Below are 15,484 nucleotides of genomic sequence, written 5' to 3'. Positions count from 1 at the left end.
TAAAGGCTGGCATCACGGCACCAAACACCATGATAAGACCATGGACTGTGGTCATTTGATTAAAGAAATCAGGCTCAACGAGCTGTAATCCTGGTTGAAATAATTCCGCCCGAATCACCATCGCCATCGCCCCACCGGTGAAAAACATGATGAGACTGAACCACAAATATAGAGTCCCTATATCTTTGTGATTGGTTGAAAATAGCCAGCGCCCTATCCCAGTCGGAGTATGATGTTCATCATGATCAGCGCCATGCGCACCGCCCATATCGGCATCGGTAGCTTGCGCCGCTTTTATTTTGCTATCCATAGACTTGTTCATTGCGCTGCTTCCTTAGGATCTTCTAATTGAGACGACTTTCCCTTGAACTCGTTGACATCAGAGGCCTGAACGACATCACCCGTATCGTTGCCCCACGCATTCCGTTGATAAGTAATCACCGCCGCTAATTCTTGTTCACTAAGCTGATTCACAAACGCTTGCATTGCCGTTCCTGAACGCCCGTTCACCACGATGTCTAAATGATCATCGATGTTACCCGTCGCGATCTTGCTGCCTTTAATCGCAGGGAAGGCAGCCGGTATACCCGTACCTGCCACCTGGTGACAGACGGCACAGCGATCCACATAGATCTGTTCGCCTTGAGTCATTAATTCCTCTAGTGACAACGATGCAGTCAACGCCGCGTTGGCTTGTTGCTGAGCCAGCGCTATCTCTGCTTTTTTATCGGCTAACCAGGTTTCATATTGTGATTCTTCCATGGCATGAACCACGATAGGCATAAACCCATGGGCGCGGCCACATAACTCGGCACACTGACCGCGATAGACACCAGGCTTATCTATTTTGGTCCAAGCTTCATTAATAAAGCCGGGAATCGTATCCTTCTTGACAGCAAAGTCTGGTACCCACCAAGAGTGGATAACATCGTCGGACGTCATTAAAAAGCGAATCTTTCGATTGATAGGGACAACGAGTGGATGATCAACCTCGAGTAAATAATGCGCACCTTTCTCTTCGATACCTTCGATCTGTTTTGAGGAAGTTGCCAGTAAACTATAAAACTCAACATCCTCTCCAAAATAACTGTAGTGCCATTTCCATTGAGAACCCGTTACTTTAATTGTCAGTTCAGACTGAGACGTATCTTCCATTGCAATGAGCGTTTTCGTCGCCGGAATCGCCATCGCCACCAAAATGATGATCGGTATCACCGTCCAGATAATCTCGACTTTGGTACTTTCATGGAAGTGAGCGGCAACGGCGCCTTTAGATTTACGGTGATTAAGAATGGAATAAAACATCACCCCAAAGACAACGAGGGCAATCGCACAACAAATGTAAAAAATAAGCATGTGCAAATCGTAGACTTGCTGGCTAATACCCGTCACGCCTTGAGTCATATTCATTGATGATTCTGCAAAAACGCAAGGTGAAAAAGTAAAGAGCAGCGCTATGCCACTCCATAGCCAGTTCGTGACTGATCGTCTTTTCAAAAGAGTTCTCCTCTGCCCATACACCACCAACCTTAGTGAACCATTTAAATGGCAATGACCCATTTAAAATTCAGTATGGTAAATTCCCTAGAAACAGCTATTCCAGTACATTTTGTTACATTTATGTTAACTAATGCTAGTAGGGAATATCAAATGCGCAAGAAAGTGATAGCAACAAACGGCCATGTCTCACGAACAAACAGGGTTAGAACTCGACGCTGAGAATCGTAAAATTATTGGTCAGTTATGTTGTATGACAGGGATACCAAGGAGGAGATAGCTCTTCTATATTCGATTAGGGGAAACGAACAAGCTGGCAGACGAGGTAAAGAGTCCCAACCTGCCGAAAGTAATCACTCTGTTTAGATAATGTCATCTTAAGGTTTAAGCAGTAGAAAACGAAGATAGGGTTAGTTGATGGAGTAAGTCTTGCGCCAGTTCTTGCGGGCAACGATGGCTTGAATCGATCACAAAATCGTAATCCATGCCCTGGTGCACCAGAGGAAATTCGTATTCGGCTAAACCGATGGCTCGGTCTCCGCGCGCTTTTTCTCGCTTTTTAGCGACGTCCAAATCGCATTTAACGCCGATCGTACAGACAGTGTAGTATGAAAGAAGTGAACGGAGTTGTTGGTATTCTTCCTTATCTACCCATGCATTATCGAGTATCAACTTCACGCCAGATTCTAATAAACTCGGGATGCAGCGGTGATACCCCTCAACCAATTGGGCGTAATCGTAGCCCTGCCGATCAATGGGTCGGCCTTCCATCATGGCTTGCAAATCACTTGGAGGAAGTGAATACAATACCGCATCGATACTAAAATTAAGAAACTGGTATGGAAGCCGCTCTTGAAGTTGCTTAGCAATGCTGGTTTTGCCGCTACTTCCTGTTCCATTTAAGATAATAACATCGGGTAACATAAGTGTGCCTTATAGAGAAAAATGGAGCGAATAACACCATTACAGAAATGCGCAGTTATTCAGTGGTAAGTTATGGAGCCATAAGTTATTCAGCTATTCAGCTACCCATTCTATTTCTATTAACGTCGTTTCCCCACACTTTAGACGCGCAAGAAAAATATCGCCTTGGTGAACTTCCCCGACCCCTTTTGGGGTGCCTGTCATAATGATGTCGCCATCGCAGAGTGTCGTATAGGTTTGAAGCTCAGCCAAAATAGTTGATGGAGAATAAATCATCTCATTCACACTGCCACACTGAACACGCATACAATTAATGAACAGTTCGATCTGAAGTTGTTGAATATTAATATCACGCATTGAAACAAAACGGCTAAAGACGGCAGAATCATCAAAGCTCTTGGCGCGTTCCCATGGAAGCCCTTTTCCTTTTAATTCAGATTGCAATGCGCGTTTGGTGAGATCAAGGCCAATACCTGCTGCATCAATTTGTCCATTCTTGATCACAAAGCAGATTTCACCTTCATAGTGGATAGTGTCGGATTCTGAAAGTTGCAGCCCACCCGATCGCGCAGCATTCGATAAGAGACGATGGGTTAGCGCACTATTGGGTTTATTGAACACCACCATTTCATCGGGAATCGCGTTATTCAGTTCTTGGATATGTTCAAGGTAGTTGCGGCCAATACAAACAATTTTAGAAGGGGTTACCGTGGTGTCATCAACTCGTACGCTATGCATGATTCTTCCTTGAATATAAAAAACAGAGCCAAATACAATCGAGCGCAAATAATAACCGAGTCGAGCGTTATTTATATGACTTTTAAGACAAACCTAGCGACTTAAATGTAAAACTAAGATCATCCACTCAAAGTTATGAACTCGATACCTCACCGATGTCGTTTATGCTCCTCGTATTCATTTCCTACAGACAATAAAAAACACCTTCTATAAATAGAAGGTGTTTCACTATTTGGCGTAACGTTAAACCGTTACTGCGTTCTGTCCTTTAAGCAAGAAGCTTATAGGTAGAAACGTGCGCCAAGAACCCATTTGCTATCAGTATCTTGCTTAGCACCTGAGAAGTCTTTATCGTTTAGATCGAACTGGTAACCCGTGTAACCTACGATGTTTGAAGCAAAGTTGTATTCTACTTGTAGAGCCAGCTCTTCACGAGTTGTCGCTTTAGAGTTGTCAATCAGGTCTTTCGCTTCGTTTGTTTCGTAGTTGATGCTGAAGTTCATGCTGTTAGCCAGTGCGTATGCAGCAAGTAGTTCGTATGAATCAGATTCAGCACGCACAACTTTCTTATCTTCAGTCATGGTATAAACACCAGCAAGGTATAGACCGTTGCCGTATGAACCGTAAGAAGCTGAAACAGTATGAATATCTAGAGAGCCTTTAGAACCAGAAGCAGCAACGTCACCAGTGCTGTATGCGTAGCCTAAAGAACCACCCATGATTGCATAAGAAAGAGTCGCTTGAACGCGGTCTTTGTATTCTGGGTAAACATCACCCTCAGTAGCACCTTGCCACGCAAGACCAATGTTCAGCGCACCAGCGTCAGCGAAATCAAAACCGTTACGGTAAGAAACCATGTTATCCGCACGAGTTAAACCGATTTTAGCAAAGTCATCACCAGCGTATAAGTAATCATTGGCAAACGCGATAGGCATATCAGTCACACCCGCTACGTCGTAATATGGTGCCCATTGAGTACCGACTACAGCGCGACCTAGCTCTTCATGAGTAAGACCTACGTAACCAAGACGAGTAGTGAATGCGTTCTCACCGTTAGTCAGGTAGTTAAGTGCCCATTCGCCACGTGCATCGACTTCAAAACCGTTACCTAGGTCTTGAGTTGCCGTGAAGTTGATACGTGGAGAGTTAGTACCTACTTCTGTATCACCTTTCTCTGAACCGTTAAGGTTAACAGAAACGTGGCCGCCCATAGAGAACGTAGTACCGTCGTTGTTGTACAGTTCAACAGCAACTGCTTGAGCAGCGAATGTAGAAGCAGCGATTGCTACAGCTAGAAATTTTTTATTCATTTTAAAGTCCATATATACGTTTGGTTTGTCCACTGACAACCCGATGCCTCACCATGTAGTAGTGTTACACCTTGGTTAACAAGTACATCGACTGTACCTAGCGAATCAGGAAAAGTTGCATAAAATGATGTAAAACAAAAAAAACCGTATATAAATTAATGTGAAACATTAAAAATCATAGAGTTACAGCGCACATCTCATTCCAAATCAAAAATGTGAACTGGTTAACAAGTTGACACACTCATAAAATAGGTGTTCTAAATCACACTTTTAGAATGCAGACATACAGAATAAAACTCAAATGATACAACCTTATTCACAAAGCAAATACCACAAGCAACATCAGATTGATGAATTTTGAATACTGTTTTATTAGGGTAACTCTTTGATTCGATGCTTATGTGATTCTGCTTCCTAATATTTGAGTCCGGTAGTGCTTGAGCCATTACCTGCAATCCATTGAACTGGATATACAACGGGTTAAACCTCATTCCACATGCTTTTTATGGCAACCTCGCCAAGCAGGACTCTAAACCGAGCGAGTTCAACCTACCTCTTCGGTAGTTTTATGTTACTTTTCATGAAATTTATCGCGCTGCATTCCGTTCTATTACGTTATACGAGCCATTGGGATAAGATTATGACGACACCAATTAAGATTACACTGTATCGCTGGGGCGGCAGCTGGGGACCATTCAAAGTGAATATACCTTGTGGAGAATGCACATTAACCAAAGATATCTTACTCGATACCTTTGAAACCGAGTTAGAAGGTATTCCTGTCGAACTTGAGGTCAAAGACTGGTTATCTCATTGGTGGGAGCCACTCAAACTGGGTTCCTGGCATGCACCCATCCTTGTGGTTGAGGGCAAAGTGATCAGCCAAGGGGAAGCACTCAATCGTGGCGTGCTGGTTCAATCGGTCATTCAAGAGTGGGTTAAGAAAGACACACTTAAGGGTAATATTGTCTATGGCAAAGCGACTTGCCCATTCTGCGTGAAAGCTAAAAACCTGTTAGACAATGCAGGGATTGAATACCGTTACCACGATGTGGTTAAAGACAGTGCTGCACTTTACCGCATGATTCCGGAAGTCAAAGCACATATTGGTCAAAAGACCCCCGTCACGGTTCCACAGATCTGGCTTGATGATCAATATATAGGCGGAGCAGATAATCTCGAAGAGTGGATAAAGGTTAATAAGCCAGAAGGTATCCCAGATAACGTCGTTCCTATGGAGCCCAATAGCACCACAGCGGGTTGAAAGTGATTAATAATCGTCCAATCAGATAGTTCTTGCTGATCATTAAAAGCAACCTTACCGTTAGATGAAATAAATGCTGACAGATAGAACCAAAGCAGTCAGCAACAGAAAAAGCCCCTTGATGATACTGAGATCATTCAAGGGGCTTCATTTATGAGGTGAAGATAATCTAACCGCGTTTCGGCTGACGGTAGGTTTTACCCGCCGCCTGGTAGGTTTCTTTCTGCTTCATTCCAAACTGGGCATCAAAGAACCAGGCAACAAACTTAATGACATCATCGCCTTCGTTCATCACATGCTCGACAAACTCTTGTTCTTCACCTTGCTCATTTTCTTCCACTGTTACGTGATAAATGCGCGATTCACCTTCAACGTCAGCTAAGGAAAACTGACCACTGAGTGAAGCCGCGACTTCCGCAATGTTAGGGTCTTCACTGGCTTTTAATGCTTCCAGTGCTTGTGGAAGCCCTTCTAATTGGCATAACGCTTTGACTAGTGTTTCAAACTCGTTTTGTTGCATTGTCATTACTCACAAAAGATTCAAACCCCATTGTATAACGTTCAACTGAACTAATCATCACATCAGTATTTAAGCCGATTTTTTGAACGCAATAAGGCAAAAGTTGTACAAAGAATCTCACTAAAAATTGAAAAAAGAAGCAAAAAAAACGCCAATTTTGTGAAAAAATTTATTTTGCTCTTTAACGCTCTGATTCGCCATAAAATAATAATCACCCTTTACCAAGTGCACCTTATTGCATTTGCAATAAAGCGTGATCTCTACCATAGTGCTTAAGTGAATATACTTATTATAAAAAATTTACAACACACCACAACGTGAGATCTCAATATGGCTATGAGGCTAACAAACACGGGTGCTATAGGCTTAGATGAAGTGAACGAGACTCTGCTTATGGAAGGCACCGCCCTGCTCGACCATGTCACTCTTAAATTACATCAGCGATTTGAGAGCTTCTCTACTTGCATTGTCGAAATCGATAAACTTAGATACAAAGCTCAGACGACTTCGATAGCCAGCAAACAAGCACTGCAAGAAAATATGAACTATTCACTTAAGGACACGCCTTGTTCTCAAGTCGGTAAAGATCAATCTGCATACCATATCGTGACGGATAATCTTTACGTAGAGTTCCCCCTAGACACCTACGTCCAGGAAAACCAGTTGTGTGCATACATTGGCATACCACTCAGAGATCATAAAGGCGAGGTTTTAGGTATACTGCTTTCAACCTTTAACAGACCAATTGACGATCCTAGTCATCTTCTTTATTACCACCGTTTATTTGCCAATATCATCGTCCACAGTTTGCGTGAAAAATGGCTCGAACAACGTTCTGAAAGCCTCATGAACCAACTCAGTTATGGCGTTTCTCATGACAACCTGACGGGCTTACACAATCGTCACAGCTTAGCCGAACAACTACAGAAAATAAGTCAATCTTCTTCACACCCTTTCACATTGGCTTATCTGGATATTGATAACTTTAAGTCCATCAATGATCTTTATGGCAATTTCATTGGCGATCAGGTGTTGAGGTTTGTTGCTAGTGTCATCAGCCAACACATATCAGATACAAACTTAGCTTTTAGAATCTCTGGTGATGAGTTTGCGTTCATTACTTACGATCGAGACCCCATTCAAGTCTGCCACGAAATCATTCACCTTTTGCAACAAGGATACAAAGATAAAGCACACTACGTGAGTATTCCGGTCAGTATCGGAATCACCAGAACCCAAGACAAAATGTTCACCGCAGATCAACTCCTTCTCAATGCCAGCCTTGCCCTAAAAGACTGTAAAAAGGCGTCGGGGACACAAATACGTTGTTATAACTCCCAATTAAGTGGGTTATACCATCGCAAGAACATGATCATCAGGGCACTGAGAAATGAACTGAAAAAATCAAAGCAACAGCTAAGCGAGATTTTTGTCGCTACTCAACCTATCGTCCATAAACACGGCGACTCTTGGCGTTATTTTGAGGTTCTTGCTCGCTGGAATAGTAAGCAATTAGGCGTTATTTCTCCCATTGAGTTTATTGAGGCGGCAGAGCAATCTGGATTAATTATTGAGCTGGGAGAACGGATCATACAGCTGGCTTGCGAAGCAAAGTTAGAGCTTGAAAAAGGATTGGGACACAAAGTAAAGTTAGGTATTAACTGCTCTGCGCATGAACTGAGCAGCTCAGAACGATATATCCAGCACCTGACGAGTACGCTCAGCGCCCATGAGTGTGATCCCCATGATTTTGTCATTGAGCTTACGGAAACGGTTCTGATCACACATGGCGATAAAGTAAAGTCCGTTCTAGACCGATTGAGAGCATTTGGATTCACCATCGCGCTGGACGACTTTGGAACTGGATACTCCAGTTTGAACTACCTTCACCAATACCCTATCGATTGCATAAAAATTGATGCCAGTTTCGTGCGAAACATGCTGAGCAATCAAAAGTCGGAACGTGTAGTCAAACTGATTATACAATTGGCAGAACAACTGAATGTCTCTCTAGTCGCTGAAGGCGTTGAAACAAAAGAGGCCCTCGACAAACTCTACCTGATGGGTTGCACACAAATACAAGGGTATTATTTTTCCCGCCCCAAAACGCCAATAGAGTTAATCAAAGACTATTTTGAACGAGCTAACACCATTGAAAAAATAAAATCGGCATAGAAAAGAAATTAAGTGATTAAAACTGCGCCAACTCATGTCTTTTCATCTCGTTCATGAGCTGTGCTTTAGGTATTAATTGGTGACCACATTAAGGCTTTGCTCGCTGAGGAGATTATTTAGCTCGTTCCGTCTTGCAACAAAGCCAGCCAATTCTTTCTTAGGTACTGAATTTGCCATCGGGATATTGGCTGTCATTGGATTCACCGCTCGGCCACGAACCATCAATTCATAATGAATATGCGGGCCAGTCACACGTCCTGTTGCTCCGGCCAATCCAATGCGCTGCCCGCGACTTACTTTTTGGCCTTTGCGTACCAATATTTTGCTTAGGTGCAAATAGCGCGTTTTGTAAGTATTGCCATGCTGAATCACCACATATTTACCCGCATAAGGATGATTCCGGGTCATAACAACCACGCCATCCCCTGTTGATACGATAGGCGTTCCAGTTGGGGTTGCCCAATCTGTTCCGTTGTGTGGTGAGACTCTGCCCGTAACAGGGTGAAGACGCTTAGGATTAAAATGAGAGCTTAATCGGTATGAACCATTCACCGGCTTGCGCTGAAACGCACGTTGTAAACTGTTGCCTTCATGGTCATAGTACTGCCCATCTCGATGAAGGTAAGCCGATACTTCTCTTCCTCGGTTAACAATTTTTACCGCCTGAATTTCTCGGTTACCGGTTAATGTATCATCGACATATTGACGAGACTGGACAATCTCAAACTGATCACCCGCTCTTAAGTCTCTAGAAAAATTAATTTTATCCTTGAGTAACGACACAACATGCTCAATTTCAGCACTGTTTAACCCCACACGATTAACGGACTGAGAAAAACTGCCATTGATCTCCCCAACCAACGGGAATTCAACCCAACTACCAGGAATGCGTATCTCTTCAAACTCGTAGTCACCATCTTCTAACCGCGTATACACCACCTGATCCACAATACTGAATTCAAGCGCCATTTTTTTGAGATCTGAGCCTTGCTCACCTTGCCAAAAGCGCAATGTATTCCCAGGTTTTAAGGTATCTAACGCTAAGTAGTTCACGTCTGTTTCCATAATCCGCATCATATCTTGGTAGCGAAATCCAAGGTGCTGAAAGATCGAGCTGAGATTATCGCCCGGCTGGATAACATATTCATAGTCCGGTATCTCGATGCGGCTAACAGCACTGTCGGAACTAACGGAACTGTCTAAAAACTCATTAACAGGATTTGAACTCGTTAACGAAAGCTCAACTGTCTTTTGCATTGAACTTGGGCTAAGCGATGAAACAAGAATGAAGGCGACGATAGGTAAGCTAATGGCGACCATTATTTTTCGCTTAGAGAGCGAAGAGTAGCGGCTTACGATTGAATTTGAACTCACAAAACATTCCAATTTAAATACAGTATCTGGCGATTAGGTTAAGGGTTTCTCTATAAAATGTCATCAGGCTAGCGAATATTCAGTACAAAACTGTGCGTTTCATTAGCTATAGCCGCAATACATGAAAGCACAAAGAGCGTAGTAAGCGCTTACATCACATCTTTATAATAATTACCTTACATTTGCGTAAACAACATAACCGTATCCGCCTGAGCAAACCGATAGCCGCTACGATGCGCAGCTAAGATGTACCATCTGGAGTTGGAGTAGCGTCGAGTAAGACACGGACCAAACGGTAATCCTCCGTAACTTGGTAGCGGTGCTCTTCTCCAACTGACGCAGGGGATGACATCGCTTGATCGATAGCTCGAGTTAAAAATAGAACAGAAACGCCCTCCACACGATTTTTATCATCTGGCGCCGCAGATTCTTCATGAGTCAGTTCTTTTTCCTGAGACTGATTTCTTTCCTCTACGAATGGATAAATAGCAAGCTCTTGAATGTCGACCCGATCACCGAGCAATTGATAATCCCCTAATATCATTCGATCTCTTTGCGCGTCATAACGAAATAACGCCAGATAGTAGAAAACGCCACTGCCTTGGTTCGACACCGCGAGCGGAGCAACAAACACTTTCTCATTCTTTGCCTCAATAGACATCAACCGCTGCGTATCGATAAAAATACTGCCACGCTCTTTGCCGTCATCGTACTCGCCTATCGCCTTTTTACTTCTCTCGTTAAGGTAATTCACAAATGCAAACGCGTGAGTTTCTGGCACTTGTATCGTCAATGGGTTGCTTGAATTAACACCAAAAAGTTGCGAGACAATCGCATTGTTTACGACCTCATGTTTTGGAAACTTTTGCATGATCTGTTCATCACTCAAGCTAAATCGATAGACGCCCGCGACAATAACCACCACTAAAAGAACAATCGGAATCAGCAAAATAAGTGGAATAGGTAAAATACGTTTTTTCATGGCCAATAGACTCTAACAACATAAGGGAGAAGGAGCAGTGAGTGGTATTCTATACTTTACGATACGCTATCACAATTTGTGTGTGCCCTATGGGTTAAAGGTAAGCGGCTGGTAAATAAAGCGTCAATTCATATTACTGACTTCAGCTGAGGGTTCATCAAAATAATCTGTGAGGGAGCCTATCCGTCCGAACAATGGTTTCTGCTTTGAATACCCCTAGAGTATCAAATCCAAAAACCACACAAAATACCAACATTCTTTATACAAACAATACTAAATACACCTAAAAGTCAGACACATAGAGATAGAAACTGAATATTTAGCGATATTTAATGAATATTCTTGCACAGAAGAACCTTTATCGTTATTCTTGCCACCAGTAAAACAATAAGGATGTTTAGACATTTTTTCGCTACGGATATGAGCAAAATTTGACTAGTAGTAACATGAGCAAAACAATGAATAATCAAACTCAATCAATTGAAACGCCGAAACACAAGGGCAACTTTTGGATGTTCTTCATCCCGTCGCTCGTCGGCTTATTCCTATTCATGGCGCCTATTAGCTATGATGGCAACCTGACTATCCCTGTCGCAGTGCTTGCTAAGTCAATTCAAGCTCTGTTTGGCGATCACCTTGTCGCAATCATTGCGTCAATCATTGCTTTCATGGCTATTGCATCTTTGGTTTATAAGGTTTACCAACCAACCTTTATTAAGAACAATGCTTTTTTGCACGGCCTATTTAGCCCTTCACCATTATGGTTAGCGGTTCGGCTTGTGGGTGGCTTTGCAGTATTGATGACTTTTTTCCAAGTTGGTCCGACGGCTATTTGGGAAGAAAATACTGGTGGGTTAGTTTTAGAAGGCTTATTACCTACGCTTTTTTCTGTGTTTATTTTTGCCGGTTTACTCCTCCCACTTTTGCTTAATTTTGGGTTGCTTGAGCTATTTGGCACTCTACTGAGCAAAATTATGCGCCCTGTATTCAACCTGCCAGGACGCAGTGCGATTGATTGTATGGCTTCATGGCTTGGGGATGGCAGTGTCGGTATTTTGCTTACAAGTAAGCAGTATGAAAATAAATTCTATACTCAGCGAGAAGCTGTCGTTGTCGGTACGACGTTCTCTGCCGTTTCGATTACTTTTAGCCTTGTTGTCATCGCACAGGTTGAGCTAGAACACTTGTTTCTTCCTTTTTATGGTGCGGTGTGTCTGGCTGGTCTTGTTGCTGCGATCATTATTCCTCGATTGCCACCACTGAGTCGAAAAAAAGACACTTTCATTGATGGGTCAGAACGTGACAAAGACGCCGATGCGATCCCAGCCGGCCACTCGACTTTCTCTTGGGGCCTTGAATTGGCGTTAACTAAAGCAGGGCAAGTAACGTCTCTTAAGTCAGTGTTTGGGGAAGGGGTAAAAAATGCCATTGATATGGTCTTTGGTGTACTTCCTGTTGTTATGGGTTTAGGAACTGTCGCACTGGTTATTGCTGAATATACGTCTGTATTTTCGGTTCTTGGCCAGCCATTTATCCCATTCCTTGAACTATTAGGTATTCCTGAAGCGGCGCAAGCATCACAAACTATCGTTGTTGGGTTTGCTGATATGTTTATCCCCGCTATTCTTGCCGCATCAATAGAAAGTGAAATGACTCGGTTTGTCATTGCAGCGATGTCTGTTACTCAACTTATTTACATGTCTGAAGTCGGTGCGTTGCTACTCGGTAGCCGTATCCCAGTGAACATTTTTGAACTGTTTGCGATATTCATACTTCGAACTCTGATCACGCTTCCCGTGATCGCAGGTGTGGCACATATTATCTTCTAAACACGGCCGTTCAATCTTTATGTCTATGAGCATTCTTGTGTCTGATGAATGATGAATAGAACCCGATAAAAACCTCGCCTCGGCGGGGTTTCTTTTTGTTTTCACTTCACAAAAACAACGCTGTTGCATATTAATTGGTGATACTACTGACTAATTGGTTACTATTTAATGTAAAGCAATGGCTGTTCCCTTATACTTAGGATTAATCCACTGTCTAATTCATGACCTTAAAACGGAGGTTAATTAGGCAGTTCTATTGATTTAAAGGTTAACGGCATGAAATGGATTTTCTCACTAATACTTTTACTTTTCTTCAGTTTTGCAGCTTTGGCGACGCCTCTGGTCATCCGCAGCGATGATGCCGTTGTAACTTTGTCCTATGAACAAATCAGTCAAGATATTCCGGTTAGCTCCTTTTCAACCAAGCTTCCTTGGTTCAAACAACCAAAATCATATTCAGGTATGCGAGTCATCGATTTAATCGATTATTTGAATAAAGATTCCGAGAGCATTCATTCCGTCTCTTTTATTGCATTAAATGACTACGCCGCAAACTCAAATATCGACGATATTCTGAAATATGACCCCATCATTGCCTACATGATGGACGAAAAAAAAATGAAGGTACGAAATAAAGGCCCTTACTGGCTGGTCTTTAATGTAGACAAGTACCCTGAGATTGCTAACGATGTCTTTTACAACCAAATGGTTTGGCAAATTGACGAAGTTATCATTCACTCGAAGCCTTAAAGAACCGTTGATATCGTATGCAGACTTTTATCTCTAAATCGAAAAAATTACTCATTGTTCTGTCAATACTATTGATTGTCGCGAACTTCTATATTCTATCGACAACACGCGAATTAACTCGCTCTTATACCAACTCACAAAATCAGGCCACTTGGTTTCTACTTCAGTTATCGAAAGAATTATCGGAGCTAACGGCCATTACCCCTTATACATTGGATGGTGACGCAGAATATAAGAAAACATGGCTAAAATACGAGCTCACTTGGAGCCGATTTGACATCCTGCTTTACAATCAAGAATCTCATGGGTTTATGTCTTTAGAAGGGGCTCATGACTTTTTTGAATCGCTGTTCTTTAGATTTCAAAACCTAGAAGAGCCATTTGAGAACATAAAAACTCAAGATGATGTCTTGATGATTAGTGAGCAACTCAATCAAATTTATGCGGATATGATTGCTTATATTAATCAAAACTATCGGTTGAAAAACCACATCCACAAGGAACGTATGCAACAGGCGCAGCAAATCGCCAATATCCAGTACATACTTATGCTCTTACTGTTCAGCTGCATTGGACTTGTGAGTTATATTTATTATCAAGAATCTAAGCACCATAAAGCATTGGCTTTTACCGATACGCTCACTGGGATTTCTAATCGCTTCTCTTTGTTTGAAGCTCTAAATCATAAACAGAAAAATCAGCCTTTTTCACTGTTTCTTTTGGATCTAAATGGATTTAAAGCCGTCAACGATAGCTTCGGTCATCAAGCAGGAGATGAAGCTCTCACTCAAATAGCTTGGCGACTCAGGACCAAGATCCCATCAAAAAACCACCAAGTGTACCGAATGGGCGGCGATGAATTCGCACTGATTTTAAACTCAAATAGCCAAGAAGAAATTCGTAAAATGAACGGTTTTATTGAAGCTTGCTTTGAAGAACCGATACACCTTAAAGGTGGCTATAACACCCGATTAGGGTGCAGTGTCGGAACGAGTATTTACCCGGACGATTCGAAAGAAATTAACCAGCTCATATCCATTGCTGACCACAATATGTACCAAATGAAATTTGCTGATACCGATCGCGCACGAACCGAACAAAAGCGATAAGACAACGTTGCTACTTTTACGTTTAAATCACGGCTCTCTTTGTCACTATTCCCTTTAAGGCTGAATAGCCGTTAAGTAAGAGTAGCCCTTAAGTAATACCAGTCCTCTAGCCATCGCAAACATTTGTTTAATCAATAGCAAGCCTTAAGAGTGATCAAGTCTTACATTCCACCGAGGCACAGGTACTTAATATTTAAATACTCATCCATTCCTTGCCTTGCCCCTTCCCGACCAAAGCCCGATTGCTTTACCCCACCAAAAGGCGCAACTTCGGTTGAAATAATGCCCTCATTAATACCGACCATGCCGTATTCCAACGACTCCGCCACATAAAACGCTTGGGTCAAATCCTTGGTATAAAAGTAGCTCGCCAAGCCATAGATCGTGTCATTGGCTTTTTCAATCAAATCGTTGATATCAGTAAACCTCAGCAAAGGAGCAACTGGCCCGAAAATCTCCTGCTTAACGATGCTCATGTCCTGAGTAACGTCGGTTAATATCGTAGGATGGATATAATTTCCAGATAAACGTTTACCGCCATAACGAAGCGTTGCTCCTTGATATATCGCTTCCTCTAGTAAATTTTCTATCTTTTCTTTCGATTTTTTATCGATCAACGGTCCGATGGATACGCCATTTTTGAGGCCATTACCAATTTTCAGTTGACTCACCGCAGCAACAAATTTACCAATAAACTGATCATAAATGGAATCATGGATGTAAAAACGATTAGCACACACGCAGGTTTGACCCGCATTCCTAAATTTCGACGCCACTGCTCCAGCAACCGCAGCATCAATATCCGCATCATCAAAAACGATAAACGGGGCATTGCCTCCTAATTCCATTGAGGTTCGTTTTACCGTTTTTGCGGTCAATTTAATAAGGGTTCGGCCTACTTCTGTTGAGCCTGTAAAAGAGAGCTTTTTAATGTCTTCATGACTGCAAAATATGTCACCCACTTCTGCTGAAGAGTGATTATTAACCACCAGAACGGAAGAGCGGTTCAGCA

14 protein-coding genes are annotated in these 15,484 nt (G+C 42.4%); 5 read left to right on the top strand and 9 right to left on the bottom strand.

All coding sequences use genetic code 11. The features are described from left to right. The 5 genes from ACP45E_RS20155 to ACP45E_RS20135 all read right to left on the bottom strand — a co-directional run. Positions 1 to 322 (bottom strand): cbb3-type cytochrome c oxidase subunit I (locus ACP45E_RS20155; protein ID WP_198927769.1); only part of this gene is annotated, 322 nt, incomplete at its 3' end. Beyond that, positions 319 to 1,497, bottom strand: coding sequence for a cytochrome c oxidase subunit II (coxB, locus tag ACP45E_RS20150; RefSeq protein WP_026026561.1), 1,179 nt, complete (start codon positions 1,495 to 1,497; stop codon positions 319 to 321). The genes coxB and ACP45E_RS20155, both read right to left, overlap by 4 nt. A 384-nt stretch (positions 1,498 to 1,881) precedes the next feature. Further along, entirely contained in the window at positions 1,882 to 2,421 is a 540-nt protein-coding gene (locus ACP45E_RS20145) for a chloramphenicol phosphotransferase CPT family protein (protein WP_017037583.1), read from the bottom strand. Between the two features lie 93 nt (positions 2,422 to 2,514). Continuing rightward, a complete protein-coding gene (locus tag ACP45E_RS20140) occupies positions 2,515 to 3,159 on the bottom strand; it encodes a fumarylacetoacetate hydrolase family protein (RefSeq protein WP_017034771.1) in 645 nt (214 codons plus the stop codon). 281 nt (positions 3,160 to 3,440) lie between these two features. After that, positions 3,441 to 4,469, bottom strand: coding sequence for a porin (locus tag ACP45E_RS20135; protein ID WP_017037582.1), 1,029 nt, complete (start codon positions 4,467 to 4,469; stop codon positions 3,441 to 3,443). 640 nt (positions 4,470 to 5,109) lie between these two features. Here ACP45E_RS20135 and ACP45E_RS20130 point away from each other — a divergent pair. Next, positions 5,110 to 5,733 carry a glutaredoxin domain-containing protein gene (locus ACP45E_RS20130; RefSeq protein ID WP_026026560.1) on the top strand — a complete coding sequence of 208 codons (624 nt, stop codon included), beginning with the start codon at positions 5,110 to 5,112 and terminating at the stop codon, positions 5,731 to 5,733. Between the two features lie 169 nt (positions 5,734 to 5,902). On the opposite strand, the gene ACP45E_RS20125 is transcribed toward ACP45E_RS20130, so the two are convergent. Continuing rightward, on the bottom strand, positions 5,903 to 6,253 hold the full coding sequence (locus tag ACP45E_RS20125; protein ID WP_017037580.1) for a hypothetical protein: 351 nt from the start codon (positions 6,251 to 6,253) through the stop codon (positions 5,903 to 5,905). 330 nt (positions 6,254 to 6,583) lie between these two features. Here ACP45E_RS20125 and ACP45E_RS20120 point away from each other — a divergent pair, with 330 nt between their 5' ends. Next, positions 6,584 to 8,428: a putative bifunctional diguanylate cyclase/phosphodiesterase gene (locus ACP45E_RS20120; RefSeq protein ID WP_017037579.1), complete on the top strand. Its 1,845-nt coding sequence runs from the start codon at positions 6,584 to 6,586 to the stop codon at positions 8,426 to 8,428. A gap of 72 nt (positions 8,429 to 8,500) precedes the next feature. On the opposite strand, the gene ACP45E_RS20115 is transcribed toward ACP45E_RS20120, so the two are convergent. Together ACP45E_RS20115 and ACP45E_RS20110 are read right to left on the bottom strand one after the other, a co-directional pair. Next, the gene (locus ACP45E_RS20115) at positions 8,501 to 9,748 is read right to left on the bottom strand and encodes a peptidoglycan DD-metalloendopeptidase family protein (protein ID WP_017034778.1); all 1,248 of its coding nucleotides are present in this window, start codon (positions 9,746 to 9,748) and stop codon (positions 8,501 to 8,503) included. 295 nt (positions 9,749 to 10,043) lie between these two features. Beyond that, the gene (locus tag ACP45E_RS20110) at positions 10,044 to 10,784 is read right to left on the bottom strand and encodes a hypothetical protein (RefSeq protein ID WP_017037578.1); all 741 of its coding nucleotides are present in this window, start codon (positions 10,782 to 10,784) and stop codon (positions 10,044 to 10,046) included. A gap of 458 nt (positions 10,785 to 11,242) precedes the next feature. On the opposite strand from ACP45E_RS20110, the gene ACP45E_RS20105 reads away from it, so the two are divergent. From ACP45E_RS20105 to ACP45E_RS20095, 3 genes are all read left to right on the top strand, one after another. Then, positions 11,243 to 12,613, top strand: a complete 1,371-nt coding sequence (locus ACP45E_RS20105; RefSeq protein WP_017034780.1) for a YjiH family protein — start codon at positions 11,243 to 11,245, stop codon at positions 12,611 to 12,613. Positions 12,614 to 12,889: 276 nt separating this feature from the next. Further along, entirely contained in the window at positions 12,890 to 13,363 is a 474-nt protein-coding gene (locus ACP45E_RS20100; RefSeq protein ID WP_017037577.1) for a hypothetical protein, read from the top strand. 17 nt (positions 13,364 to 13,380) lie between these two features. Continuing rightward, positions 13,381 to 14,472 (top strand): GGDEF domain-containing protein, encoded by a 1,092-nt coding sequence (locus ACP45E_RS20095; RefSeq protein ID WP_017037576.1) that lies wholly within the window; start codon positions 13,381 to 13,383, stop codon positions 14,470 to 14,472. 161 nt (positions 14,473 to 14,633) lie between these two features. Here ACP45E_RS20095 and ACP45E_RS20090 read toward each other — a convergent pair. Then, positions 14,634 to 15,484 (bottom strand): aldehyde dehydrogenase family protein (locus tag ACP45E_RS20090; protein WP_141707446.1); only part of this gene is annotated, 851 nt, incomplete at its 5' end.

This window comes from Vibrio genomosp. F10 str. 9ZD137 (genome assembly GCF_049974785.1).
In the GTDB taxonomy this organism is placed as follows: domain Bacteria; phylum Pseudomonadota; class Gammaproteobacteria; order Enterobacterales; family Vibrionaceae; genus Vibrio.
Note: the sequence above shows the minus strand (reverse complement) of the source record. Positions and strands in the feature narration are given on the sequence as shown.

What these genes read in the sequence shown, in the direction of transcription:
- ACP45E_RS20095 (WP_017037576.1), top strand. Translation starts at nt 13,381, where the DNA reads ATGCAGACTTTTATCTCTAAATCGAAAAAATTACTCATTGTTCTGTCA.
- ACP45E_RS20110 (WP_017037578.1), bottom strand. Translation starts at nt 10,784, where the DNA reads ATGAAAAAACGTATTTTACCTATTCCACTTATTTTGCTGATTCCGATT.
- ACP45E_RS20105 (WP_017034780.1), top strand. Translation starts at nt 11,243, where the DNA reads ATGAATAATCAAACTCAATCAATTGAAACGCCGAAACACAAGGGCAAC.
- ACP45E_RS20140 (WP_017034771.1), bottom strand. Translation starts at nt 3,159, where the DNA reads ATGCATAGCGTACGAGTTGATGACACCACGGTAACCCCTTCTAAAATT.
- ACP45E_RS20145 (WP_017037583.1), bottom strand. Translation starts at nt 2,421, where the DNA reads ATGTTACCCGATGTTATTATCTTAAATGGAACAGGAAGTAGCGGCAAA.
- ACP45E_RS20125 (WP_017037580.1), bottom strand. Translation starts at nt 6,253, where the DNA reads ATGCAACAAAACGAGTTTGAAACACTAGTCAAAGCGTTATGCCAATTA.
- ACP45E_RS20120 (WP_017037579.1), top strand. Translation starts at nt 6,584, where the DNA reads ATGGCTATGAGGCTAACAAACACGGGTGCTATAGGCTTAGATGAAGTG.
- ACP45E_RS20135 (WP_017037582.1), bottom strand. Translation starts at nt 4,469, where the DNA reads ATGAATAAAAAATTTCTAGCTGTAGCAATCGCTGCTTCTACATTCGCT.
- ACP45E_RS20115 (WP_017034778.1), bottom strand. Translation starts at nt 9,748, where the DNA reads ATGGTCGCCATTAGCTTACCTATCGTCGCCTTCATTCTTGTTTCATCG.
- ACP45E_RS20130 (WP_026026560.1), top strand. Translation starts at nt 5,110, where the DNA reads ATGACGACACCAATTAAGATTACACTGTATCGCTGGGGCGGCAGCTGG.
- ACP45E_RS20100 (WP_017037577.1), top strand. Translation starts at nt 12,890, where the DNA reads ATGAAATGGATTTTCTCACTAATACTTTTACTTTTCTTCAGTTTTGCA.